Below are 22,292 nucleotides of genomic sequence, written 5' to 3'. Positions count from 1 at the left end.
AAACGTCCGGCTTTCCGAACGTATGCGGCTTTTCCGTTCGGCCCACCGAAAAGTCCTGCGCACCCTTTCTTGTCAGAAATTTCACTCGCTCATGTTTGCCAAATTACCTTTAAAGAAACTCGCGTAGCGGTCGATGCCTCCATACGGATCTTTTTTGGGAGGGAATTCAGATGTCGCTGACAATCAGTCCATCAAATGCGGCTGTTATCAATATTGGCGGTAAGACTGCAACGACAGTCGATACCCTGAATGACGATGCGACAGAGAAGGTCCCATCAGGCTCAGGGCTGGAAAATGGCGATAAAAAATCTGTCGGCGCAGCGGGTGTGCAGGGCGATTCAAAGACCGAAAGTACCGCCAGCACTCAAAGCATTACCGTGCAGATGCTGCTCAAGCGGATGAAAGAGCTGCAACAACAAATGCGTGAACAACAGCAGCAATTGGCGGCGACGCAAGCGGCGAGGTTTGCGAATGCAGAAGCCAAAATCACTGCCATCGTGTCGATCCAGCAACGAATCACCGGTACCGCCGCGGCAATTGCAGAAGTGGCGGCAGCCTTGGCAGCGGAGTTAACCAAAGGCTCTGCTACCGGCAATTTGGTTAGCACCTCGGCTTGATTTTCAGGTCTTGTTATTTCGGGTAACAACGAAAAATCGGCATTCTCGGTCGTTGACAAATCTCGGCCGGGTTCGCATAGTTCGGTCTACGCAAACGTTTGCGACATGTTTCAGACGGGCTGATTGCCTTAAAGAGCGTTGTTAAACCAACCTGCGCAAACGTTGCTCACAATAATCATAAGATCGGAGTGAACCCATGAAGCTGCCATTCGCTGGACGCCTTCTCGCTGTCGCTGTGCTGGCTGCCGTATCTGCCGCTTTGCCTGTCTCATCGGCCTTCGCCGAAACCCCTGAGAAACCTAAAGTCGCGCTGGTCATGAAGTCGCTGGCCAACGAATTCTTCCTGACCATGGAAGACGGCGCCAAGGCTTACCAGAAAGATCATTCCGCAGATTTCGATCTGATCTCCAATGGCATCAAGGACGAGACCGACACCGCCGGACAAACGCGCATTGTCGAGCAAATGATCCTGGCCAAGGTCAACGCGCTGGTCATTGCACCCGCTGATTCCAAAGCCATGGTCCCGGTGATCAAGAAAGCGATCGATGCCGGTATCACCGTGATCAACATCGACAATCAACTCGATCCAGCCGTCGTCAAAAGCAAAAATATCACCGTGCCTTTTGTGGGGCCTGACAACCGCAAAGGCGCGCGTCTGGTCGGCGAGTATCTGGCCAAGCAGCTGAAGGCCGGCGACGAAGTCGGCATCATTGAAGGCGTGTCCACCACCACCAATGCCCAGGCGCGCACCGCTGGTTTCAAGGACGCGATGGAGGCCGCCCAGATCAAGGTCGTTTCGTTGCAGTCCGGTGACTGGGAGATCGACAAAGGCAACAAGGTCGCCGCCTCTATTCTCAGCGAGTATCCGCAAGTCAAAGCCCTGCTGGCAGGTAACGACAGCATGGCCGTCGGTGCAGTGTCTGCCGTGCGCGCAGCAGGCAAGGCCGGCAAGGTGCAAGTGGTCGGCTATGACAACATCAACGCGATTAAACCGATGCTCAAGGATGGCCGTGTCCTGGCCACTGCGGATCAGTTCGCCGCCAAGCAAGCAGTCTTCGGTATCGAAACCGCGTTGAAAATCATCAAGGGTGAGAAGGTCGACAGCGGTCCCAATGGCGTGATCGAAACTCCAGTCGAGCTGGTGACCAAGTAGTCCTTCTGGTGACACTACGGTGCTCGCCCGTCTGGGCGAGTGCATGGAGATTTCTATGTCAGTTTCCGCCCCGAACGCTGTCCTCTCGGTCAGCGGCATCGGTAAGACGTACGCCCAACCAGTCCTGACCGGCATCGACCTGACGCTCATGCGCGGGGAAGTGCTGGCGCTGACTGGTGAAAACGGCGCCGGGAAAAGCACGCTGTCGAAGATCATCGGTGGGCTGGTGACGCCGACGACCGGGCAGATGCAATTCCAGGGACAAGATTATCGTCCCGGCAGCCGGACCCAGGCTGAAGACCTGGGTATCCGCATGGTCATGCAAGAACTCAATCTGTTGCCGACCTTGTCGGTCGCGGAAAACCTGTTCCTCGATAACCTGCCCAGCAGCGGCGGCTGGATCAGTCGCAAGCAATTGCGCAAAGCGGCGATCGAAGCCATGGCCCAGGTCGGCCTGGACGCCATTGATCCGGACACGCTGGTAGGCGAACTTGGCATCGGTCACCAGCAAATGGTGGAAATCGCCCGCAACCTGATCGGCGACTGCCACGTGTTGATCCTCGATGAGCCGACCGCCATGTTGACGGCCCGCGAAGTCGAAATGCTGTTCGAGCAGATCACCCGCCTGCAAGCGCGTGGCGTCTCTATCATCTATATCTCGCATCGACTCGAAGAGCTGGCGCAAGTTGCCCAGCGTATTGCGGTACTGCGTGACGGCAACCTGGTCTGCATCGAACCGATGGCCAACTACAACAGCGAGCAACTGGTCACCTTGATGGTTGGCCGGGAACTGGGCGAGCACATGGACATGGGGCCGCGCAACATTGGCGCCCCCGCATTGACGGTCAAAGGGCTGACCCGTTCCGACAAGATTCGCGACGTTTCTTTCGAAGTCCGTGCCGGTGAGATATTCGGTATTTCCGGTTTGATCGGAGCAGGACGCACCGAGTTGCTGCGCCTGATTTTCGGCGCGGACATTGCCGATAGCGGCACGGTAGCGCTGGGTTCACCAGCGCAGGTTGTCAGTATCCGCTCGCCAGCGGATGCCGTCGGTCACGGCATTGCCCTGATTACCGAAGACCGCAAAGGCGAAGGTTTGCTGCTGACTCAGTCGATCAGCGCCAACATCGCGTTGGGCAATATGCCGGTGATTTCCAGTGGCGGCATCGTCAACAATGGTGACGAAATGTCCCTGGCCCAACGCCAGATCGATGCCATGCGCATTCGCAGTTCCAGCCCGACGCAGCTGGTGTCGGAATTGTCCGGGGGTAACCAGCAGAAAGTCGTGATAGGGCGCTGGCTTGAGCGCGATTGTTCAGTGCTGCTGTTCGACGAGCCAACTCGCGGTATCGATGTGGGTGCAAAGTTCGACATCTATGCGTTGCTCGGTGAGCTGACTCGCCAGGGCAAGGCTCTGGTGGTGGTGTCCAGTGACCTGCGCGAACTGATGCTGATCTGCGACCGCATCGGCGTGCTGTCGGCGGGGCGTCTGATCGAAACCTTCGAGCGCGATACCTGGACCCAGGATGACTTGCTTGCAGCCGCATTTGCCGGCTACCAAAAACGTGATGCGTTGCTCAACGAAGCGGCGCCAAGGGATCTTCCATGAAAACTGCAGCACCTGTCGGCAAACGTAGTGGCAACTTTTACGGCCTGGGCACCTATTTGGGGCTGGCCGGTGCCTTGCTGGCAATGATCGCGCTGTTCTCGGTCCTGAGCAGCCATTTCCTGTCCTACGACACGTTCAGCACCTTGGCCAACCAGATTCCGGACTTGATGGTGCTGGCCGTGGGCATGACCTTCGTGTTGATCATCGGCGGCATCGACCTGTCGGTGGGTTCGGTGTTGGCGCTTGCGGCGTCGGCGGTCAGCGTGGCGATTCTGGGCTGGGGATGGAGCGTGCTGCCTGCGGCGCTGCTCGGCATGGCAGTTGCGGCGCTGGCCGGCACCATTACCGGTTCGATCACCGTGGCATGGCGCATTCCGTCGTTCATTGTTTCCCTGGGTGTGCTGGAAATGGCCCGCGGCGTGGCCTACCAGATGACCGGTTCGCGCACCGCGTACATCGGTGATTCCTTTGCGTGGTTGTCCAATCCGATCGCGTTTGGCATCTCGCCATCGTTCATTATTGCCTTGTTGATCATCATCATTGCTCAGGCGGTGTTGACCCGTACCGTGTTCGGTCGCTATCTGATCGGTATCGGCACCAATGAAGAAGCGGTGCGCCTGGCAGGGATCAATCCGAAGCCCTACAAGATTCTGGTGTTCAGTCTGATGGGGCTGCTGGCCGGTATTGCCGCACTGTTCCAGATTTCCCGGCTGGAAGCGGCGGATCCGAATGCCGGCTCAGGCCTGGAGTTGCAGGTGATCGCGGCGGTGGTGATCGGCGGCACCAGTTTGATGGGCGGCCGGGGTTCGGTGATCAGTACCTTCTTCGGCGTTCTGATCATCTCCGTCCTGGCGGCCGGGCTCGCACAGATCGGCGCAACGGAACCGACCAAACGGATCATCACCGGTGCAGTCATCGTGATCGCCGTGGTGCTGGATACTTATCGCAGTCAGCGCGCAAGCCGGCGGACCTGATTCATGGCAACTATCAAGGATGTCGCAGCGCTTGCAGGAATTTCCTACACCACGGTGTCTCACGTGGTGAACAAGACACGGCCGGTCAGCGAAGAAGTGCGGATCAAAGTCGAGGCGGCGATCAAAAGCCTCGACTACGTGCCTAGCGCGGTCGCCCGGTCGTTGAAGGCGAAAACCACGGCGACCATCGGGTTGCTGGTGCCTAACAGCCTCAACCCATACTTCGCCGAACTCGCGCGCGGCATCGAGGATTATTGTGAGCGCAATGGCTACTGCGTGATTCTTTGCAACTCCGACGATAATCCGGACAAACAGCGCAGCTACCTGCGGGTATTGCTGGAAAAGCGCATTGACGGACTGATCGTGGCATCGGCCGGTGGGGATGCCGGGCTGGCGGAAGGTCTCGCCGGTGTGCGCACCCCCATGGTGATTGTCGACCGTAATCTGGAAGGCGTGAATGCCGACCTGGTACGCATCGATCACGAATATGGCGCGTACCTGGCGACGCGTCATTTGCTGGAACTCGGGCATCGGGACATCGCGACGATCGGCGGGCCGGCGAGTACCAGTGTGGCCCAGATGCGTCTGGCCGGTTTTAGCCGGGCCTTGAAAGAGGCGGGCGTCGACGTAGCACCGGAGCGCAGGCTTGAAAGCGACTTCACCAGCACGGGAGGTTACAGCGCGGCTGCGATCCTGCTGGAAAACAATCCGCCCACCGCTATTTTCGCCGGTAACGACATGATCGGTATCGGTGTGTTGCGAGCCGCGGCTGAACGCAATATTCGCGTGCCAAGCGAGTTGTCGGTCATCGGCTTCGACGACATCCAGATGAGCCGTTATGTCTACCCGGCCTTGACGACCGTGGGGCAGTCGATCCTGCAGCTCGGGGAGATGGCCGCTGAAGTGCTTTTGCGAAGGATCGCCACACCGGACATGGCCACCGATCAACGGATCGTGACGCCCAGCATTGTTCTGCGAGAATCGACTGCGCCATTGGCCGGGGTGTTCTCGGAATATCGCTAAACCAGAATTGACGAGTAGTGACGAATGTCAGCAAAAGTAGTGGTAATAGGCAGCCTGAACATGGACCTGGTCACCCGGGCGCCAAGGCTGCCCCAAGGCGGCGAAACGCTGATCGGTAACTCCTTTGCCACGGTGTCCGGCGGCAAGGGCGCCAATCAGGCCGTTGCTGCGGCAAGGCTCGGTGCGCAGGTGTCGATGGTCGGCTGCGTTGGCAGCGATGCCTACGGCGAGGAGTTGCGCGGCGCGTTGCTCGCCGAGCAGATCGACTGCCAGGCGGTCACTTGCGTAGAAGGGTCAAGCGGAGTGGCGTTGATCGTGGTCGACGACAACAGCCAGAACGCAATCGTGATCGTCGCAGGTGCCAACGGTGCGCTGACGCCTGCGGTCATCGGTTGCTTCGATCCCGTCCTGCAGGCTGCCGACGTGATCATCTGTCAGCTTGAGATCCCTGATGCCACCGTTGGACATGCGCTCAAGCGCGGGCGAGAGCTGGGTAAAACCGTGATCCTCAACCCGGCGCCTGCCAGTCATCCGCTGCCAGCGGATTGGTATGCGGCCATCGACTACCTCATCCCCAATGAAAGCGAAGCCGCAGCCTTGAGCGGTTTGCCTGTGAACTCTCTGGAAACCGCCAAAGCTGCTGCCACTCGGCTGATTGCCCTGGGCGCCGGCAAAGTGATCATCACGCTCGGCGCTCAAGGCTCGCTGTTTGCCTGTGGCAGCCACTTCGAACACTTTCCAGCGCCCCAGGTGAAGGCTGTCGACACCACGGCAGCTGGCGACACCTTTGTCGGTGGATTCGCCGCTGCACTGGCGACCGGCCAAAACGAAGTCGACGCGATCCGTTTCGGCCAGATTGCCGCTGCACTATCGGTGACCCGAGCTGGCGCGCAACCTTCGATTCCCACGTTACTCGACGTACAGGCCTTTAAAACACAATGAAGAAGACACCTTTGCTCAACGTCGCGCTTTCGCGGCTGATCGCGTCACTGGGGCATGGCGACATGATCGTGATCGGCGATGCCGGCCTACCGGTGCCTGCAGGAGTGGAACTGATCGATCTGGCGTTGACCCACGGCATCCCGGACTTCATCAGTACCCTGAAGGTCGTGCTCAGTGAAATGCAGGTCGAAAGCCATGTGTTGGCCCAGGAGATTCTCGACAAAAAGCCGACGGCACTGGCGGCTTTGGACGAGCTGAATGCCGCGGGCGATCTCGGACGGCGTGAGCTGCTCAGCCACGACCAATTCAAGGTGCTTAGCCGGCAAGCGCGAGCGGTGATTCGTACCGGCGAATGCCAGCCTTACTGCAACATCGTCCTGATATCGGGCGTTACGTTTTAACAGTCCTTTGACTCATTTTGTTTCCCCACGCACAAGGAGTGCGCTATGCACCGCTATGCTCAGAAACTGCACCAAATGCTTCGGAGTCTTCTGCTTTTGTCCCTGATTACTGCAACAAGCGCCCAGGCGGCGGAAAAAATCGATTTGATCATCGACACCGACCCCGGTGCGGATGACGTGGTTGCCTTGTTGTTCGCCCTGGCCTCGCCGGAAGAGCTGAGTATTCGAGCGCTGACCACCGTGGCCGGCAATGTGCGGCTGGACAAGACTTCCCGTAATGCGCGGCTGGCTCGTGAGTGGGCGGGGCGCGAAGAGGTGCCGGTCTATGCCGGTGCCCCGAGGCCGCTGATGCGCACGCCTATCTATGCCGAGAACATTCATGGCAAGGAAGGTCTGTCGGGTGTCACGGTGCACGAACCCAAGAAAGGCCTGGCCGAGGGTAACGCGGTTAATTATCTGATCGATACCTTGAAAGCAGCCAAACCCCACAGCATCACGATCGCCATGCTTGGCCCGCAGACCAACCTCGCGCTGGCGCTGATCCAGGAGCCTGAAATCGTTCAGGGCATCAAGGAAGTGGTGATTATGGGCGGCGCCCATTTCAATGGCGGCAATATCACCCCGGTGGCCGAGTTCAACCTGTTCGCCGACCCGCAGGCTGCGGAAGTCGTGCTTAAAAGCGGTGTGAAGCTGACTTATCTGCCGCTGGATGTGACTCATAAAATCCTCACCAGCGAGGCGCGGCTGAAACAGATCGCGGCACTCAACAACAACGCCAGCAAGCTGGTGGGCGATATTCTCAATGAATACGTCAAGGGCGATATGGAGCACTACGGCATTCCCGGCGGCCCGGTGCATGACGCCACGGTCGTCGCTTACCTGCTCAAGCCAGAGTTGTTCACGGGGCGATCGGTCAACGTAGTGGTTGATAGCCGTGAAGGTCCGACCTTCGGCCAGACTATCGTCGACTGGTATGACGGCCTGAAAGCGCCGAAGAACGCTTTCTGGGTTGAGAGCGGGGATGCTCAGGGTTTCTTCGACCTGCTGACCCAGCGTCTGGCCCGTTTGAAATAAAATTCGCCCGCAGGCGCCAGCCTGCGGGGTTTTACCCTCGCCCTGACTGCGTCACACCCATATAGTCTGGGGGGTACTTCTCGAAGATCTGCGCGATAAATGACTGCGCTGCTTCGGTACCAAGTTCCTTGACCAAAAGATCTATGCCGATAATTGCCAACTCTTCCGGGCTGCCGGGGCTGTAGGAGCTGTGACCCTGTGGCCACTTGGCTTTGATGTCGGCGTCGATACTTACGGTGGTCATGAAGGCGCTCGTGAAGTCGGGGATGTCTGGCTGTGGAGTTAACCATTTTGCGCGGCATTTGGCACTCCGACTTAGGCATGAGAAGAGGGCTATGCGACACTTGGCCTTTGTAGACTCTCCAAGGACCTCGTTGTGCAGATCGATTTGAACACGCCTGGCGGCTTGACCCTCGAGTCCGTCCGTCAACTTCTGGCCTCTGCCAGTGATGATGAACACACTCAGCTGCGGGTGACCAAAGGCGGTATCGCCTACCTGTCTTCCGGCATTGTTGGCGGCACCGATATTGGCGGGCTGCTGTTTCGTCTGGAGACCTGGGCGAAAGGCTCCGGCTATGTCGGACGAGTCGCTGCCAGCGATGAGGTTTGGGTCATGCAAATCTTCAACGCGCTCAAGGAGAACTGGCCGAACCCGCCGTTCGACTACATCGACGTGTATTAAGGACTGTTCATATCCGGTCACGATTGAGGGATGAACAACTCTCGAGCGCTCGGGCAAACTCTGCGTTTAATTCGTTGAGGGCAAGGTGCTACCACGTTGGGTGAAACCAAACGTCGGAACGGTGGTCGCACAATCTCAGCATAACTATTGAAAAGAGGAGGCTGCATGCCTTGGAAGTTCGCGTCATTGGGTATTTTGTTGGGCGCCACGTTGCTGGCTGGTTGCAGCAGTACGTCTACCGAGTCGGCAACTGACCCTGTCACGACGACTGACGCAGGTCATAGCCGTTGCGAAGCAAAGGCAGCCGAATTCACCATCGGCAAAAAGGCTTCCGCTGAATTGCTGGAACAGGCGCGTACCCGCGCAGGCGCACAAAATGCCCGGTTTCTTATGCCCGACGACATGGTCACTCTGGAATACCGCTCCGACCGCTTGAACCTGAACACCGATGCCAATCGGGTGGTCACGCGCGTCAACTGCGGCTGATTGCTCCGGATTTTTGTTTGACCCATAAAAAACCCCGTCACATGGACGGGGTTTTTTTAGTGCGCCTGGAAATTACTCTGGGCGAACTTGAGCAGCTTGCATACCCTTTTGGCCTTTCTCAGCCACGAAGGAAACAGTCTGGCCTTCTTTCAGGCTTTTGAAACCGTCGCTTTCGATAGCTTTGAAGTGTACGAACAGGTCGTCACCGCCACCTTGAGGAGTGATGAAGCCGAAGCCTTTTTCATCGTTGAACCATTTAACGGTGCCGGTTTGGCGATTAGACATGGTGTATCTCCAAGAAACATATATTTTCAGTAGTACTGTGCTGCTCAGGCCAACTGGGCACACCGGGGTATCATAGTCGAAATGTTCGCTTTGGGAGCCCCCCGGAGGAGCTGTTTGCCCTGCTGTCACGCTTTTCTTGTTGCTTGAATCGGCTGAAAGCCCCGGTTTAAAGGGCTTTCAGTCGAAAGTAAAGACGATAAAAAAAGCTGTAAAACCTGCATAAATTGTACGAAAAAACGATTTTCAGGGGTTTTTCATGGGTCGCTGAGCCCCTCAAAGCGCGTCTTTGCGCTTATTTTTTTGCCTTGTTATCGGCCTTGCAGGAAGAAATCTGGGTCAGTGCTTTTTGTTTCAGGGCATCACTGGCCTTGTTGTCCATTAATGCCTGAATGTCGCTGGCCGGGTACGACTTGATTGCATCAGCACCGCAAGCGCAGTGCGCTTTTGCCGCGGCCGCGCCAATCTGCGGGGTGGCCGCCTGGGTGCACTGAGCCATGTATTTCTCGCGCTCGCCCTTGGGCCAGTCGGCATGGGCAGTCAGCGGCAGCAGCAGGACTACGGGGGCGATGACGGCGAATAAACGATTCAGACGCATGCTGGGATGCTCCTTGTGGGTCAATGTCTTGTTATCTGAGGGGTAAAGCCGGGTTCAAGTTCAGCACTCTGGCACAAAATTGCCCGATCTGCCCTTGTCTAAAGGCTCGTTGCATCGACGACCGTTCATCTGTGCTAGCATGCCCCGCTCGGGCGTTTGCAGGCTCCGGATGACCTTCAGTCCCGGCAGCGGCAGATGACCGAATAACCCTGATTTGAATCCCAGTCACTCTGGTTCGGTTTTCCGGTTGGCCGCAAGGCTCCTGCCGCTGTAAGGCAGGCGTTCGTTATTGAATGGCCTGGACCGGATCTTGTACTGGCTCATCCCAACCCACGTGACCTTTGGTAGGGGTCACCACTAGGAGAGGAGGCGCCATGCCAACTATTACTCTTCCCGACGGCAGTCAACGTTCATTCGATCACCCGGTTTCCGTAGCCGAGGTCGCCGCATCCATTGGTGCAGGTCTGGCCAAAGCCACCGTGGCCGGCAAGGTCAATGGCAAGCTGGTTGACGCCAGCGACATCATCGACAGCGATTCCACGCTGCAAATCATTACGCCAAAGGATGAAGAGGGGCTGGAGATCATTCGCCACTCTTGCGCCCACCTGGTTGGCCATGCGGTCAAGCAGTTGTACCCGACGGCCAAAATGGTCATCGGGCCGGTCATTGACGAAGGCTTCTATTACGACATCGCCTTCGAGCGTCCTTTCACCCCGGACGACCTGGCCGCCATCGAACAGCGCATGCAGCAGCTGATCGAGAAAGATTACGATGTGATCAAGAAAGTCACTCCGCGCGCCGAAGTGATCGAAGTGTTCAAGGCCCGCGGCGAAGAATACAAGCTGCGCCTGGTCGAGGACATGCCGAACGAACAGGCCATGGGCCTGTACTATCACGAAGAATACGTCGACATGTGCCGCGGTCCGCACGTGCCGAACACGCGTTTCTTGAAATCCTTCAAGCTGACCAAGTTGTCGGGCGCCTACTGGCGTGGCGATGCCAAGAACGAGCAATTGCAGCGCGTCTACGGCACTGCATGGGCCGACAAGAAGCAGCTGGCGGCTTACATCCAGCGCATCGAAGAAGCTGAAAAGCGCGATCACCGCAAGATCGGCAAGCGTCTGGGCCTGTTCCACACCCAGGAAGAGTCGCCGGGCATGGTGTTCTGGCACCCGAACGGCTGGACGCTGTACCAGGTGCTCGAGCAGTACATGCGCAAGGTTCAGCGCGACAACGGTTACCTGGAGATCAAGACTCCTCAGGTCGTTGACCGTAGCCTGTGGGAGAAATCCGGGCACTGGGCCAACTACGCCGACAACATGTTCACCACCCAGTCGGAAAACCGCGATTACGCGATCAAGCCGATGAACTGCCCTTGCCACGTGCAGGTGTTCAATCAAGGCCTGAAAAGCTACCGCGAACTGCCGATGCGTCTGGCCGAGTTCGGTGCCTGTCACCGTAACGAGCCATCGGGGGCGTTGCACGGCATCATGCGCGTGCGTGCGTTCACTCAGGACGACGCCCACATCTTCTGCACAGAAGAGCAGATGCAGGCCGAATCCGCTGCGTTCATCAAGCTGACCATGGACGTCTACGCCGATTTCGGCTTTAAAGACGTCGAAATGAAGCTGTCCACTCGTCCGGAAAAACGCGTGGGTTCCGACGAGCTGTGGGATCGCGCCGAAGCCGCATTGGCTGCAGCCCTTGATAGTGCTGGCCTGCCGTACGATCTGCAGCCTGGCGAAGGGGCGTTCTACGGTCCGAAGATCGAGTTCTCGCTGAAAGATTGCCTTGGCCGTGTCTGGCAGTGTGGTACCCTTCAGCTCGATTTTAACCTGCCTGTCCGTCTGGGAGCCGAATACGTCTCCGAAGACAACAGTCGCAAGCACCCGGTTATGTTGCACCGGGCGATCCTCGGTTCCTTCGAACGTTTTGTCGGAATCCTGATCGAGCACTACGAGGGCGCGTTCCCTGCGTGGCTGGCTCCGACCCAGGCAGTGATTATGAATATCACTGATAAACAAGCGGATTTCGCTGCTGAAGTTGAAAAAACTCTCAACGAAAGCGGATTTCGTGCCAAGTCTGACTTGAGAAATGAAAAGATCGGCTTTAAAATCCGCGAGCATACTTTGCTCAAGGTTCCCTATCTCTTGGTTATCGGAGATCGGGAAGTCGAGATGCAGACTGTCGCTGTGCGTACTCGTGAAGGTGCTGACCTGGGCTCGATGCCCGTCGCCCAGTTCGCTGAGTTTCTCGCGCAAGCGGTTTCCCGGCGTGGTCGCCCAGATTCGGAGTAATTACTATTAAGCGTGAAATGAGACAAGATAAACGAGCTGCACCGAAAGCCCCGATCAACGAGAATATCTCGGCACGCGAGGTTCGGTTAATTGGGGCTGAAGGCGAGCAGCTTGGGATTGTGTCAATTGAAGACGCGCTTCTTAAGGCTGAAGAAGCCAAGCTCGATTTGGTGGAAATTTCCGCCGATGCAGTACCTCCTGTCTGCAAGCTGATGGACTACGGCAAATCGATCTTCGAGAAGAAGAAGCAGGTTGCCGCAGCCAAGAAGAACCAGAAGCAGATTCAGGTTAAAGAAATCAAGTTTCGTCCAGGGACGGAGGAAGGGGATTACCAGGTAAAACTGCGCAACCTGGTACGTTTCCTGAGTGATGGGGACAGGGCCAAGGTATCCTTGCGATTCCGCGGCCGTGAGATGGCCCACCAGGAGCTGGGGATGGAACTCCTCAAGCGAGTTGAAGGTGACTTGCTCGAGTACGGTTCGGTCGAACAGCATCCTAAGATGGAAGGACGCCAGCTGATCATGGTCATCGCCCCGAAAAAGAAGAAGTAATCAATAGGGCACGGCAGGCCTTCTGATTATGTTTATCAACTGAATGCGGAGTATCCGAACATGCCAAAAATGAAAACTAAAAGTGGTGCTGCTAAGCGGTTTCTGAAAACTGCTAACGGTATCAAGCACAAGCACGCTTTCAAGAGCCACATCCTGACTAAAATGTCGACTAAGCGTAAGCGTCAACTGCGCGGTAGCAGCTTGCTGGCACCGTGTGACGTGGCAAAAGTCGAGCGCATGCTGCGCCTTCGTTAATTTAGTCAAGAATAGAGGAAGTAACTCATGGCTCGTGTAAAGCGTGGCGTCATTGCCCGTAAACGTCACAAAAAAATTCTGAAACTTGCTAAAGGCTACTACGGCGCTCGCTCGCGCGTATTCCGTGTTGCCAAGCAAGCGGTAATCAAGGCAGGCCAATACGCCTACCGTGACCGTCGTCAGAAAAAACGTCAGTTCCGCGCTCTGTGGATCGCTCGTATCAACGCTGGTGCACGTATCAACGGCCTGTCCTACAGCCGTTTCATCGCCGGCCTGAAAAAAGCGTCCATCGAGATCGACCGTAAGGTTCTGGCTGATCTGGCAGTGAACGAAAAAGCGGCGTTTGCTGCGATTGTCGAGAAAGCTAAAGCCACCTTGGCTTAAGTACCCCCGACAGTCACCCGGCCCCATCTCTGTGGGGCCAGGTGTTAAACGTCATAAATAGGGGAAGAGCCTTCAAGCTCTTCCCCTATTTTGTATCTGGAGTCTGTACATGGAAAACCTGGACGCGCTCGTCTCTCAAGCTCTAGAGGCTGTGCAAAGCGCTGAAGATATCAATGCCCTGGAGCAAATCCGGGTTCACTACCTTGGCAAAAAGGGTGAATTGACTCAGGTGATGAAGACCCTGGGGAATTTGCCGGCAGAAGAGCGTCCGCAAGTCGGCGCCCTGATCAACGTTGCCAAGGAGCGTGTCACAGAGGTTCTCAATGCCCGCAAGGCACTGTTTGAAGAGGCCGACCTGGCTGCCAAACTGTCTGCCGAGTCCATTGACGTGACCCTGCCTGGCCGTGGCCAGACCTCGGGTGGTCTGCATCCGGTCACTCGCACTCTGGAACGTATCGAACAGTTCTTCACCCACATTGGCTACGGCATCGCCGAAGGCCCTGAGGTCGAAGACGATTATCACAACTTTGAAGCGCTCAACATCCCAGGCCATCACCCGGCCCGGTCGATGCATGACACCTTCTATTTCAATGCCAACATGTTGCTGCGCACCCACACCTCGCCGGTCCAGGTCCGCACCATGGAATCGAAACAGCCGCCAATCCGCATCGTCTGTCCAGGCCGTGTGTACCGTAGCGACTCGGATATCACTCACTCCCCGATGTTTCACCAGGTCGAAGGCCTGCTGGTCGACCGCGATATCAACTTCGCCGACCTGAAGGGCACCATCGAAGAGTTCCTGCGCGTGTTCTTCGAGAAAGAACTGGCAGTGCGTTTCCGTCCTTCGTATTTCCCGTTCACCGAGCCATCCGCCGAAGTCGACATGGAATGCGTGATGTGCAGCGGCAAAGGTTGCCGCGTCTGCAAGCAGACTGGCTGGCTGGAAGTGATGGGCTGCGGCATGGTTCACCCGAACGTGCTGCGCATGTCCGGGATCGACCCGGAAGAGTTTTCGGGCTTTGCCTTCGGCATGGGCGTTGAGCGTCTGGCCATGCTGCGTTACGGCGTGAACGACTTGCGTCTGTTCTTCGACAACGACTTGCGGTTCCTCGCGCAATTTCGCTAGTCGTAACGAATTCTTAGGAGAGCAGGATGAAATTCAGTGAACAATGGCTGCGTGGCTGGGTAAGCCCGCAGGTAAGTCGCGACGAGCTGGTTGCTCGTCTGTCGATGGCCGGTCTTGAGGTCGATAGCGTTACGCTGGCCGCCGGCGAATTCACCGGTGTGATCGTGGGCGAGGTGCTGAGCACCGAACAGCACCCGGACGCCGACAAGCTGCGTGTTTGCCAGGTCAGCAATGGCTCGGAGACTTTCCAGGTGGTATGCGGCGCGCCAAACGTGCGCCCGGGCCTGAAGATCCCGTTCGCCATGATCGGTGCCGAACTGCCGGGCGACTTCAAAATCAAGAAAGCCAAGCTGCGGGGCGTTGAATCCAACGGCATGCTGTGCTCGCAAGCCGAGCTGCAGGTCGGTGAAGGAAACGATGGCCTGATGGAATTGCCGGCTGATGCGCCGGTCGGTCAGGATATTCGTGAATACCTGAAACTCGACGACGCCAGCATCGAAGTCGACCTGACGCCGAACCGCGGCGACTGCCTGTCCCTGGCCGGCCTGGCTCGTGAAGTGGGCGCGCTGTATGACGCCGAAGTCACTCGCCCAGTGGTTGCCAGCGTTCCTGCCGTGCACGACGAAGTGCGCTCGGTTGAGGTGCTGGCCCCGGCAGCTTGCCCACGTTACCTGGGTCGTGTGATCCGTAACGTCGACTTGTCCAAGCCCACCCCGCTGTGGATGGTCGAGCGCCTGCGTCGTTCCGACGTGCGCAGCATCGATGCTGCCGTCGACATTACCAACTACGTAATGATTGAACTGGGTCAGCCGCTGCACGCCTTCGATCTCGCTGAAATCAATGGCGGCATCCGTGTGCGTATGGCCGAAGAAGGCGAGAAGCTGGTGCTGCTCGACGGTCAGGAAGTCAGCCTGCGTAGCGATACGCTGGTGATCGCCGACCACACCCGTGCCCTGGCAATCGCTGGCGTCATGGGCGGTGAGCATAGCGGCGTCAACACCGCGACGACTCGCGATATCTTCCTGGAAAGCGCGTTCTTCGATCAGATCGCTGTGGCTGGCAAGGCTCGTTCCTATGGCCTGCACACCGATGCCTCGCACCGCTACGAGCGTGGCGTGGATTGGCAGTTGGCCCGTGAAGCCATGGAGCGCGCCACTGGCCTGCTGCTGGAAATCACCGGTGGTGAAGCTGGCCCGGTCATCGAAACCGTCAGCGAACAGCACTTGCCGTCGATCGCACCGGTAACCTTGCGCTCCCAGCGCATCAGCCAGATGCTCGGCATGGAAATGGAATCGGCTGAAGTCGAGCGCTTGCTCAACGGCTTGGGCCTGAAAATTTCCGCCGATGGGGCAGGGCAGTGGCGCGTCGAAGTACCAAGCCACCGCTTCGACATCAGCCTGGAAGTCGACCTGATCGAAGAGCTGGCCCGTCTTTACGGCTACAACCGCCTGCCGGTTCGTTACCCGCAAGCGCGCCTGGCTCCGCAAGCCAAGGCAGAAGCCCGCAGCGATCTGCCGGAACTGCGTCGTCTGCTGGTCGCCCGTGGTTACCAGGAAGCGATCACCTACAGCTTCATCGATCCGAAACAATTCGAGTTGTTTAATCCAGGTGTAGAGCCGCTGCTGCTGGCCAACCCGATTTCCAACGACATGGCCGCCATGCGTTCATCCCTGTGGCCAGGTCTGGTCAAGGCGCTTCAGCACAACCTGAACCGTCAACAGGACCGCGTCCGTCTGTTCGAAAGCGGTCTGCGCTTCGTCGGTCAGCTGGAAGGCTTGAAGCAAGAACCGATGTTGGCCGGTGTCGTGTGCGGCAGCCGCCTGCCGGAAGGTTGGGCACAGGGTCGCGATGTCGTGGACTTCTTCGACGTCAAGGCTGACGTGGAAGCGGTGCTGGGTTTCGCCGGCGCACTCGATTCGTTCACCTTCGTGCCGGGCAAACACCCTGCGCTGCACCCGGGTCAAACCGCGCGCATCGAACGAGAAGGTCGCCTGGTAGGCTTCGTTGGTGCTATCCACCCTGAATTATCGAAAACCCTCGGTCTCGACCGTCCGGTCTTCGTCTTCGAGCTGGTTTTAGCTGAAGTGGCGTTGGGCAAAATGCCTAAATTCCAGGAGTTATCGCGTTTTCCTGAAGTGCGTCGTGACCTCGCGCTGCTGGCCGACAAAGACGTCGCAGCCAGTGCCGTATTGGACGTAATCCGTGAAAATGCAGGCGAATGGCTGACAGACCTCAGGCTATTTGACGTGTATCAGGGTAAAGGCATTGATCCTGATAGAAAAAGCCTCGCCGTCGGCTTGACCTGGCAGCATCCATCGCGCACTCTTAATGACGATGAGGTGAATACCACGACACAAAACATCCTCACCTCGCTCGAACAAAGGTTGAACGCCACGTTAAGGAAGTGACGTATGGGGGCTCTGACGAAAGCTGAAATGGCGGAACGTCTGTATGAAGAGCTGGGCCTGAATAAACGGGAGGCCAAGGAATTGGTCGAACTGTTTTTTGAGGAAATCAGGCACGCTCTTGAAGACAACGAACAAGTCAAATTGTCCGGTTTCGGCAATTTCGACCTTCGGGACAAACGCCAGCGGCCTGGCCGCAATCCGAAAACGGGAGAAGAAATCCCGATCACGGCTCGCCGTGTGGTCACCTTTCGTCCAGGGCAGAAGTTGAAGGCCCGAGTTGAGGCTTATGCTGGAACCAAGTCATAACGACGAGCTACCCGTCATCCCAGGCAAACGCTACTTCACCATTGGTGAAGTTAGCGAGCTGTGCGCAGTAAAGCCACACGTGCTGCGCTACTGGGAGCAGGAGTTTCCTCAACTCAACCCTGTCAAACGCCGCGGAAACCGCCGGTATTATCAGCGACAAGACGTGCTGATGATCCGGCAGATCCGCGCGCTCCTTTACGATCAGGGGTTCACCATCGGCGGCGCACGCTTGCGTTTGTCCGGCGATGAAGCCAAAGACGACACCACTCAGTACAAGCAGATGATTCGGCAGATGATTGCTGAATTGGAAGATGTGCTGATTGTTCTCAAGAAATAATTTCTGCTTTTAAATACTTCCAGTTTTCAAAAGCTTGCGATATATTCTTGAGCGTCCTTCGAGAAGAGGGGCGAGTTTCACGCCTAGTCGGGGCGTAGCGCAGTCCGGTAGCGCACTAGCATGGGGTGCTAGGGGTCGAGTGTTCGAATCACTCCGTCCCGACCATATATTTCAATGATTTAGCCCAATCTGAAAAGATTGGGCTTTTTCATGTCTAAACAAATACTCCCACATTTACTCCCACGGATATTTTGGATCTGGGTAGCGTTGCCATCCGGAAGGCGCAATTGTGTTCTGATCTCGTGTCCGGAGGCTCCCCGTGCCAAGGCAATGCTCTGAATTGACAAGTGCGTTCGTCAACTGTATTGCCCATATCGAAGGTCCGCGAGGCGAGCACCGGAGGATGGGTATTGGCGGGGTGATAGTCTCGGTTGCTGCTGAGGTGATTCAGACAATCGCTCAGGTTCCGGCAGAGGCATTAGGTATCACGCGGTTTCAGCGGCGTGACGGGGAGAGGGCTGATCAAGCGTGATCCCACTCAGCGAGCCGCAACCATCAGCAGCAACCACGGGTGGACGTGGGTATAGCATTTTGCTAGCTTCGATTCATTTCCCGTTACTCCCTAGGTGACCTTTTCGGCGTCGACTGACCCGTTTTACAGCTCTGTTGGGTACAAGCAAGTACCGCCCAGGATTGAGGTCGCGCGCAAGGACAGTCTTCCAGTCCCTTTCACATCAGTTGCGTGAGGCAAACAAGGAGTTCAGTTTGGGTATCTGGCTGGCGGCTCGCCGACTGCATCAAGGAAAATTCATCTGGCCAGGTTCTCGTCATGGTCTTCAGGTGGCGCTGAGCGACGAACAGTTACTCGCTCTGGTGCTGGGCTTGCCTTGGCAAAGAATTGGGCCAGACAACGCGATTTCCATCATGAAACGTCTGCCATGGCCAGCGTCGCCGTGCAATTGTCCGATGAGCCATCGTCGGTGTTGACCTGCTCTGGCAAAATCGGTGGCATTACTTCGCTTCCTAATCTCGACCAACTAAACCCTGAACAACTGCGCACTATCGCGGCGCAGTTGATGCAGCGCGTCGAGTCCATGGACAAGCAGATCCACCACTACAAAACGGTCAACGACAAGCTGAACCATGAGATCGCACAGCACAAGCGTTTCAAATTTGCCAAGCGCAGCGAGCAACTAAACCCGGATCAAGCCAGCCTGCTCGATGACCTGATCGACGCCGACATCGCGGCCATCGAAGCCGAGCTTGAGGCGTTGCAACCCGCTCTGGCCCCGACCGTGGCTCGGCAAAGACCTAAACGCACAGCCTTGCCGCCCGAGTTTCCACGCATGCAGATCCATCACGAACCGGACAACACGCAGTGCACCTGCGGCTGCGCCCTCAAGCGTATCGGCGAGGATGTCAGCGAGAAACTCGACTACACGCCCGGCGTGTTCACCGTCGAACAACACATCCGTGGCAAGTGGGTGTGCGATCAATGCGAGACACTGATCCAGGCACCGGTTCCCGCGCAGATCATCGACAAGGGCATCCCCACGGCAGGTCTGCTGGCCCAAGTGATGATCGCCAAATACGCTGATCATTTGCCGCTGTACCGTCAGGAAAAGATCTTTGGCCGGGCCGGCCTCGCCATCCCGCGCTCGACCTTGGCGCAGTGGGTCGGCACCTGCGGTGTGCAACTGCAACCGCTGGTCGATGCCCTGCGCGAGTGGTGCTTGAACACAGCATGGTGCACGCCGGTACAGGTGCTCATGCCCGGCGTGAAGAAAACCCATCGGGCCTACGTCTGGGCCTATGCGCCCACCGCGTCTGCCGATATCCGCGCGGTGGTGTACGACTTCAGCCCAAGCCGCTCGGGTGAACACGCTCGCGCCTTCCTGCAAGACTGGAAAGGCAAACTGGTGTGCGGCGATTTTGGTGGCTACAAGGCCAGTTTTTGCAATGGGTGTGACAGAGATCGGTTGCATGGCTCATGCTCGGCGCAAATTCTTTGACCTGCACGCCACGAACAAAAGCCAGCTGGCCGAACAGGCCTTGCGCTATATCCAGGTGCTGTACGAAATAGAACAGCAAATCCGCGACCTTGAGCCTGACGCTCGACGACGAATACGCCAGGAAAAAGCCGCACCGGCAATGGACGCCTTGCATGCCTGGATGATCGCCCAGCGCGAGCTTGTGCACGATGGCGTGGCCATCGCCAGAGCCCTGGATTACAGCCTCGAGCGCGGGACGGCGTTGTCACGTTATCTGGATGACGGCGTCGTGCCTATCGATAACAACCACATCGAGCAGCAGATCCGGCCATGGGCTCTTGGACGCAAAAATTGGCTCTTTGCAGGATCGTTGCGCAGCGGCAAACGTGCGGCGGCGCTGATGAGTCTGATCCAGTCGGCCAAGCTCAATGGGCATGACCCGTATGCTTATCTGAAGGACGTTCCGGCGCGGCTACCGACGCAGCGAGCGAGTGAGATCGCCGGGTTGTTGCCGCATAACTGGATACCGTTACGCAACCTGTAATGCCCGTTTGCTTACACTGATCTGGCGCTATACCAACGATGAAAAAGGCCTGATGCTGCACCGTTACTGGAGTTCGAAATGCTGGGGCTGCGCAATGAAACCGCAGTGCACATCGAGCACGGAACGGCAGGTTCGACGCTGGGAGCATGAAGCCATACTGGAGGAAATGCATAACAGACTGAGCAACGCGCCGGACATGATGCGATTCCGCAAGCGTACTGTGGAGCATCCCTTCGGGACACTCAAAAAATGGATGGGCGCCACGCATTCCTGACACGAAAGCTGTGCGGAGTAAGTGCGGAGATGAGTTTGAACGTCCTACAACTTGAAGTGCGTCATGAAAATTCTCGGTACCAGAGGTTTAATGAAAGCGCTGTCGGCCTGAGGAGACCCATATTTTGGCCACGCAGCAAGGTAAAAGCGGCGCTGGGGCCCCCAAGACCTAGTGATGATCCGCAGGACATGTGTGAGCTACTCAGCTAACAACCGTCGGCTCTGCGCGCCGGCAGTGCATCCGTGCGTTTTTACACACTCTGGGCCGATTGCGGCCATTCACATACAAGTACCTGGGGCTTAAATCTCAACTCCTGCATCCGTTGTACGGCGAGTTAACGGTGGCAGATGGTAGCTAGTTGCCCAGTGCGAAAAGGCAAAAAAATACCGGCGTGTGATATAAAAGCTAAGGCCCAAGCTTGCATGCCTCGCGTCAATCAACAAAGTCTCGCTGGACGAACCGTGAGTTGATGGCCAGACTGAACGATCCCAAGTTGATCGACCTACCGGCCCGGTAAATGACTGTGTTGGGGCAATCGCCCTAACGCGTGTTGCGTTAGCCCACTAAGACCTGCGGGTAGTCGGCACCGATGTCTGTCGATGAATGATAATTGCAATTAAGTCTGTCGGAACCCGCTAACCTGTAGAAAGTAATCCTGGCTCCGCGATATTGGGAGCCATTACCGTTCTGCCCGGCTAGTTCCTCATCCTGCCGGTAGACACTTAGTAGTTCAGGAGGCCTTGTGCGAGTTATCGATCGGCGAAAGGCCATGAGTATTCCGCCCATGTGGCGCCTTGCCTTTCGCCCGTTTTTTCTCGCTGGCAGCTTCTTCGCGATGCTCGCGATTCCGCTCTGGGTCGCCACCTGGACGGGCATCTGGCCCGGTTTTCAGCCAACCGGAGGCTGGCTATCCTGGCATCGCCACGAAATGCTGTTCGGCTTCGCCATGGCGATCGTCGCAGGTTTCCTGCTCACAGCTGGGCAGACCTGGACAGGGCAGCCCGGGGTTTCAGGCAAGAAGCTGATGGTGCTGGCCGGCGTCTGGCTGCTGGCACGTCTGGGCTGGCTGTTCGGATTGCCCCTGGCTCTGATGATTCCGCTGGACCTGATGTTCCTGTTCGGCTTAACCGGACTGATGGTGCGCATGCTCTGGGTCGTCAGGCAGAAACGCAACTACCCGATTATCGCCGTTCTCACCCTGATGATCTCCGCCAATGTAATGGTGCTCTGCGGAATTGCTCTAAGCGACGACGGCCTGCAGCGCCAAGGCACACTAGCCGGGCTTTGGCTGGTGGCGACGTTGATGTCAATTATTGGCGGACGCGTTATTCCCTTCTTCACTCAGCGCGGTTTGGGCCATACCACGGCTGTGAAGCCCTTGGGCTGGCTGGACGTGGCGCTGCTGGTCGGTTCCGGCCTGATCGCGGTGTTCTACGCCGCAGGTGTCGCGTTGCAGCAAAACCTGCTGCTCGGTGTACTGTTCCTCGCCATTGCCGCCGGCCACCTGCTGCGGTTGGTGCGCTGGCACGACGCCGCTATCTGGCGTGTGCCGCTGCTTTGGTCATTGCACTTGGCGATGCTCTGGCTGGTGGTTGCGGCGGCAGGTCTGGCGCTGTGGAATTTCGGTCTGTTGGACAGTTCCAGCCCGTCGTTGCATGCGCTATCGGTTGGCTCCATGAGCGGCCTGATCCTCGCGATGATCGCCCGAGTCACCCTCGGCCATACCGGGCGTTCTTTGGCGTTACCCAGTGGCATCATTGGCGCCTTCGTGCTGCTCAATCTCGGAGCCGCGTCGCGGGTGTTCCTCTCTGGCCAGTGGCCAATAATGGGCCTCTGGTTAGCGGCGATCTGCTGGGCGGTGGCCTTCGCGCTTTACATCTGGCGGTATGCGCCGATGCTGGTCAGCGCGCGGGTCGATGGCAACCCAGGCTGACCCTTGCGCAACGGCATTCCAAACACCTCTGTACCACTTGCGCCC

The 22,292-nt window shown here is 57.4% G+C and carries 24 protein-coding genes, 1 tRNA gene and 2 pseudogenes; 24 read left to right on the top strand and 3 right to left on the bottom strand.

Annotated elements, in window-relative coordinates:
• Window positions 1-170 precede the first annotated feature (170 nt).
• From H7698_RS01595 to H7698_RS01560, 8 genes are all read left to right on the top strand, one after another.
• Window positions 171-617 carry a hypothetical protein gene (locus H7698_RS01595; protein WP_194690364.1) on the top strand — a complete coding sequence of 149 codons (447 nt, stop codon included), beginning with the start codon at window positions 171-173 and terminating at the stop codon, window positions 615-617.
• Between the two features lie 196 nt (window positions 618-813).
• Window positions 814-1,770 carry a sugar ABC transporter substrate-binding protein gene (locus H7698_RS01590; RefSeq protein ID WP_162437727.1) on the top strand — a complete coding sequence of 319 codons (957 nt, stop codon included), beginning with the start codon at window positions 814-816 and terminating at the stop codon, window positions 1,768-1,770.
• Window positions 1,771-1,825: 55 nt separating this feature from the next.
• A complete protein-coding gene (locus H7698_RS01585) occupies window positions 1,826-3,379 on the top strand; it encodes a sugar ABC transporter ATP-binding protein (protein ID WP_194690363.1) in 1,554 nt (517 codons plus the stop codon).
• Window positions 3,376-4,353, top strand: a complete 978-nt coding sequence (locus H7698_RS01580; RefSeq protein ID WP_162437725.1) for an ABC transporter permease — start codon at window positions 3,376-3,378, stop codon at window positions 4,351-4,353. The genes H7698_RS01585 and H7698_RS01580 overlap by 4 nt, the downstream gene beginning before the upstream one ends.
• A gap of 3 nt (window positions 4,354-4,356) precedes the next feature.
• Window positions 4,357-5,376: a LacI family DNA-binding transcriptional regulator gene (locus tag H7698_RS01575; protein WP_162437724.1), complete on the top strand. Its 1,020-nt coding sequence runs from the start codon at window positions 4,357-4,359 to the stop codon at window positions 5,374-5,376.
• Window positions 5,377-5,400: 24 nt separating this feature from the next.
• Window positions 5,401-6,318: a ribokinase gene (gene rbsK / locus H7698_RS01570; protein ID WP_194690362.1), complete on the top strand. Its 918-nt coding sequence runs from the start codon at window positions 5,401-5,403 to the stop codon at window positions 6,316-6,318.
• Entirely contained in the window at window positions 6,315-6,719 is a 405-nt protein-coding gene (gene rbsD, locus H7698_RS01565) for a D-ribose pyranase (RefSeq protein WP_194690361.1), read from the top strand. The genes rbsK and rbsD overlap by 4 nt, the downstream gene beginning before the upstream one ends.
• Before the next feature lie 45 nt (window positions 6,720-6,764).
• Window positions 6,765-7,793: a nucleoside hydrolase gene (locus H7698_RS01560; RefSeq protein WP_194690360.1), complete on the top strand. Its 1,029-nt coding sequence runs from the start codon at window positions 6,765-6,767 to the stop codon at window positions 7,791-7,793.
• A gap of 31 nt (window positions 7,794-7,824) precedes the next feature.
• Here the strand turns inward: H7698_RS01560 and H7698_RS01555 are convergent, their stop codons facing one another.
• A complete protein-coding gene (locus H7698_RS01555) occupies window positions 7,825-8,037 on the bottom strand; it encodes a hypothetical protein (protein ID WP_162437720.1) in 213 nt (70 codons plus the stop codon).
• A gap of 132 nt (window positions 8,038-8,169) precedes the next feature.
• On the opposite strand from H7698_RS01555, the gene H7698_RS01550 reads away from it, so the two are divergent.
• Together H7698_RS01550 and H7698_RS01545 are read left to right on the top strand one after the other, a co-directional pair.
• Window positions 8,170-8,475 carry a hypothetical protein gene (locus H7698_RS01550; protein WP_162437719.1) on the top strand — a complete coding sequence of 102 codons (306 nt, stop codon included), beginning with the start codon at window positions 8,170-8,172 and terminating at the stop codon, window positions 8,473-8,475.
• Window positions 8,476-8,640: 165 nt separating this feature from the next.
• A complete protein-coding gene (locus H7698_RS01545) occupies window positions 8,641-8,961 on the top strand; it encodes an I78 family peptidase inhibitor (protein WP_162437718.1) in 321 nt (106 codons plus the stop codon).
• Window positions 8,962-9,033: 72 nt separating this feature from the next.
• On the opposite strand, the gene H7698_RS01540 is transcribed toward H7698_RS01545, so the two are convergent.
• Both H7698_RS01540 and H7698_RS01535 read right to left on the bottom strand, forming a co-directional pair.
• On the bottom strand, window positions 9,034-9,246 hold the full coding sequence (locus tag H7698_RS01540) for a cold-shock protein (RefSeq protein ID WP_003179963.1): 213 nt from the start codon (window positions 9,244-9,246) through the stop codon (window positions 9,034-9,036).
• Between the two features lie 292 nt (window positions 9,247-9,538).
• Window positions 9,539-9,841, bottom strand: a complete 303-nt coding sequence (locus tag H7698_RS01535) for a hypothetical protein (protein WP_162437717.1) — start codon at window positions 9,839-9,841, stop codon at window positions 9,539-9,541.
• Window positions 9,842-10,215: 374 nt separating this feature from the next.
• On the opposite strand from H7698_RS01535, the gene thrS reads away from it, so the two are divergent.
• The 14 genes and pseudogenes from thrS (at window position 10,216) to H7698_RS01470 (ending at window position 22,247) form a co-directional block, all read left to right on the top strand.
• Window positions 10,216-12,138, top strand: a complete 1,923-nt coding sequence (thrS, locus tag H7698_RS01530) for a threonine--tRNA ligase (RefSeq protein WP_194690359.1) — start codon at window positions 10,216-10,218, stop codon at window positions 12,136-12,138.
• Window positions 12,138-12,689 (top strand): translation initiation factor IF-3, encoded by a 552-nt coding sequence (gene infC / locus H7698_RS01525; RefSeq protein ID WP_176469887.1) that lies wholly within the window; start codon window positions 12,138-12,140, stop codon window positions 12,687-12,689. The genes thrS and infC overlap by 1 nt, the downstream gene beginning before the upstream one ends.
• Before the next feature lie 60 nt (window positions 12,690-12,749).
• Window positions 12,750-12,944: a 50S ribosomal protein L35 gene (gene rpmI / locus H7698_RS01520; RefSeq protein WP_008145659.1), complete on the top strand. Its 195-nt coding sequence runs from the start codon at window positions 12,750-12,752 to the stop codon at window positions 12,942-12,944.
• A 27-nt stretch (window positions 12,945-12,971) separates the two neighbouring features.
• A complete protein-coding gene (gene rplT, locus H7698_RS01515) occupies window positions 12,972-13,328 on the top strand; it encodes a 50S ribosomal protein L20 (RefSeq protein WP_007905879.1) in 357 nt (118 codons plus the stop codon).
• Window positions 13,329-13,437: 109 nt separating this feature from the next.
• On the top strand, window positions 13,438-14,454 hold the full coding sequence (gene pheS, locus H7698_RS01510; protein ID WP_007905876.1) for a phenylalanine--tRNA ligase subunit alpha: 1,017 nt from the start codon (window positions 13,438-13,440) through the stop codon (window positions 14,452-14,454).
• A 26-nt stretch (window positions 14,455-14,480) separates the two neighbouring features.
• Window positions 14,481-16,862, top strand: coding sequence for a phenylalanine--tRNA ligase subunit beta (gene pheT / locus H7698_RS01505; protein WP_194690358.1), 2,382 nt, complete (start codon window positions 14,481-14,483; stop codon window positions 16,860-16,862).
• Window positions 16,863-16,865: 3 nt separating this feature from the next.
• Window positions 16,866-17,168 carry an integration host factor subunit alpha gene (ihfA, locus tag H7698_RS01500; protein WP_002553164.1) on the top strand — a complete coding sequence of 101 codons (303 nt, stop codon included), beginning with the start codon at window positions 16,866-16,868 and terminating at the stop codon, window positions 17,166-17,168.
• Window positions 17,149-17,505: a MerR family transcriptional regulator gene (locus tag H7698_RS01495; protein WP_093218077.1), complete on the top strand. Its 357-nt coding sequence runs from the start codon at window positions 17,149-17,151 to the stop codon at window positions 17,503-17,505. The genes ihfA and H7698_RS01495 overlap by 20 nt, the downstream gene beginning before the upstream one ends.
• A gap of 88 nt (window positions 17,506-17,593) precedes the next feature.
• Window positions 17,594-17,670 (top strand) — tRNA-Pro (locus H7698_RS01490).
• A 501-nt stretch (window positions 17,671-18,171) separates the two neighbouring features.
• A complete protein-coding gene (gene tnpB / locus H7698_RS31800) occupies window positions 18,172-18,492 on the top strand; it encodes an IS66 family insertion sequence element accessory protein TnpB (RefSeq protein WP_442966265.1) in 321 nt (106 codons plus the stop codon).
• A pseudogene (tnpC, locus tag H7698_RS01480) lies at window positions 18,444-19,931 on the top strand (IS66 family transposase); the annotation flags it as partial. The gene tnpB and the pseudogene tnpC, both read left to right, overlap by 49 nt.
• 16 nt (window positions 19,932-19,947) lie before the next feature.
• Complete coding sequence (locus tag H7698_RS31795) at window positions 19,948-20,040, top strand: hypothetical protein (protein ID WP_412072140.1); 93 nt, start codon at window positions 19,948-19,950, stop codon at window positions 20,038-20,040.
• 16 nt (window positions 20,041-20,056) lie between these two features.
• Window positions 20,057-20,425, top strand: a pseudogene (locus H7698_RS01475) (transposase); the annotation flags it as partial.
• A 631-nt stretch (window positions 20,426-21,056) separates the two neighbouring features.
• Window positions 21,057-22,247 (top strand): NnrS family protein, encoded by a 1,191-nt coding sequence (locus H7698_RS01470; RefSeq protein ID WP_150580283.1) that lies wholly within the window; start codon window positions 21,057-21,059, stop codon window positions 22,245-22,247.
• The last annotated feature ends 45 nt before the right edge of the window (window positions 22,248-22,292 follow it).

The organism is Pseudomonas sp. p50(2008), assembly GCF_015351605.1.
Lineage (GTDB): Bacteria > Pseudomonadota > Gammaproteobacteria > Pseudomonadales > Pseudomonadaceae > Aquipseudomonas.
Note: the sequence above shows the minus strand (reverse complement) of the source record. Positions and strands in the feature narration are given on the sequence as shown.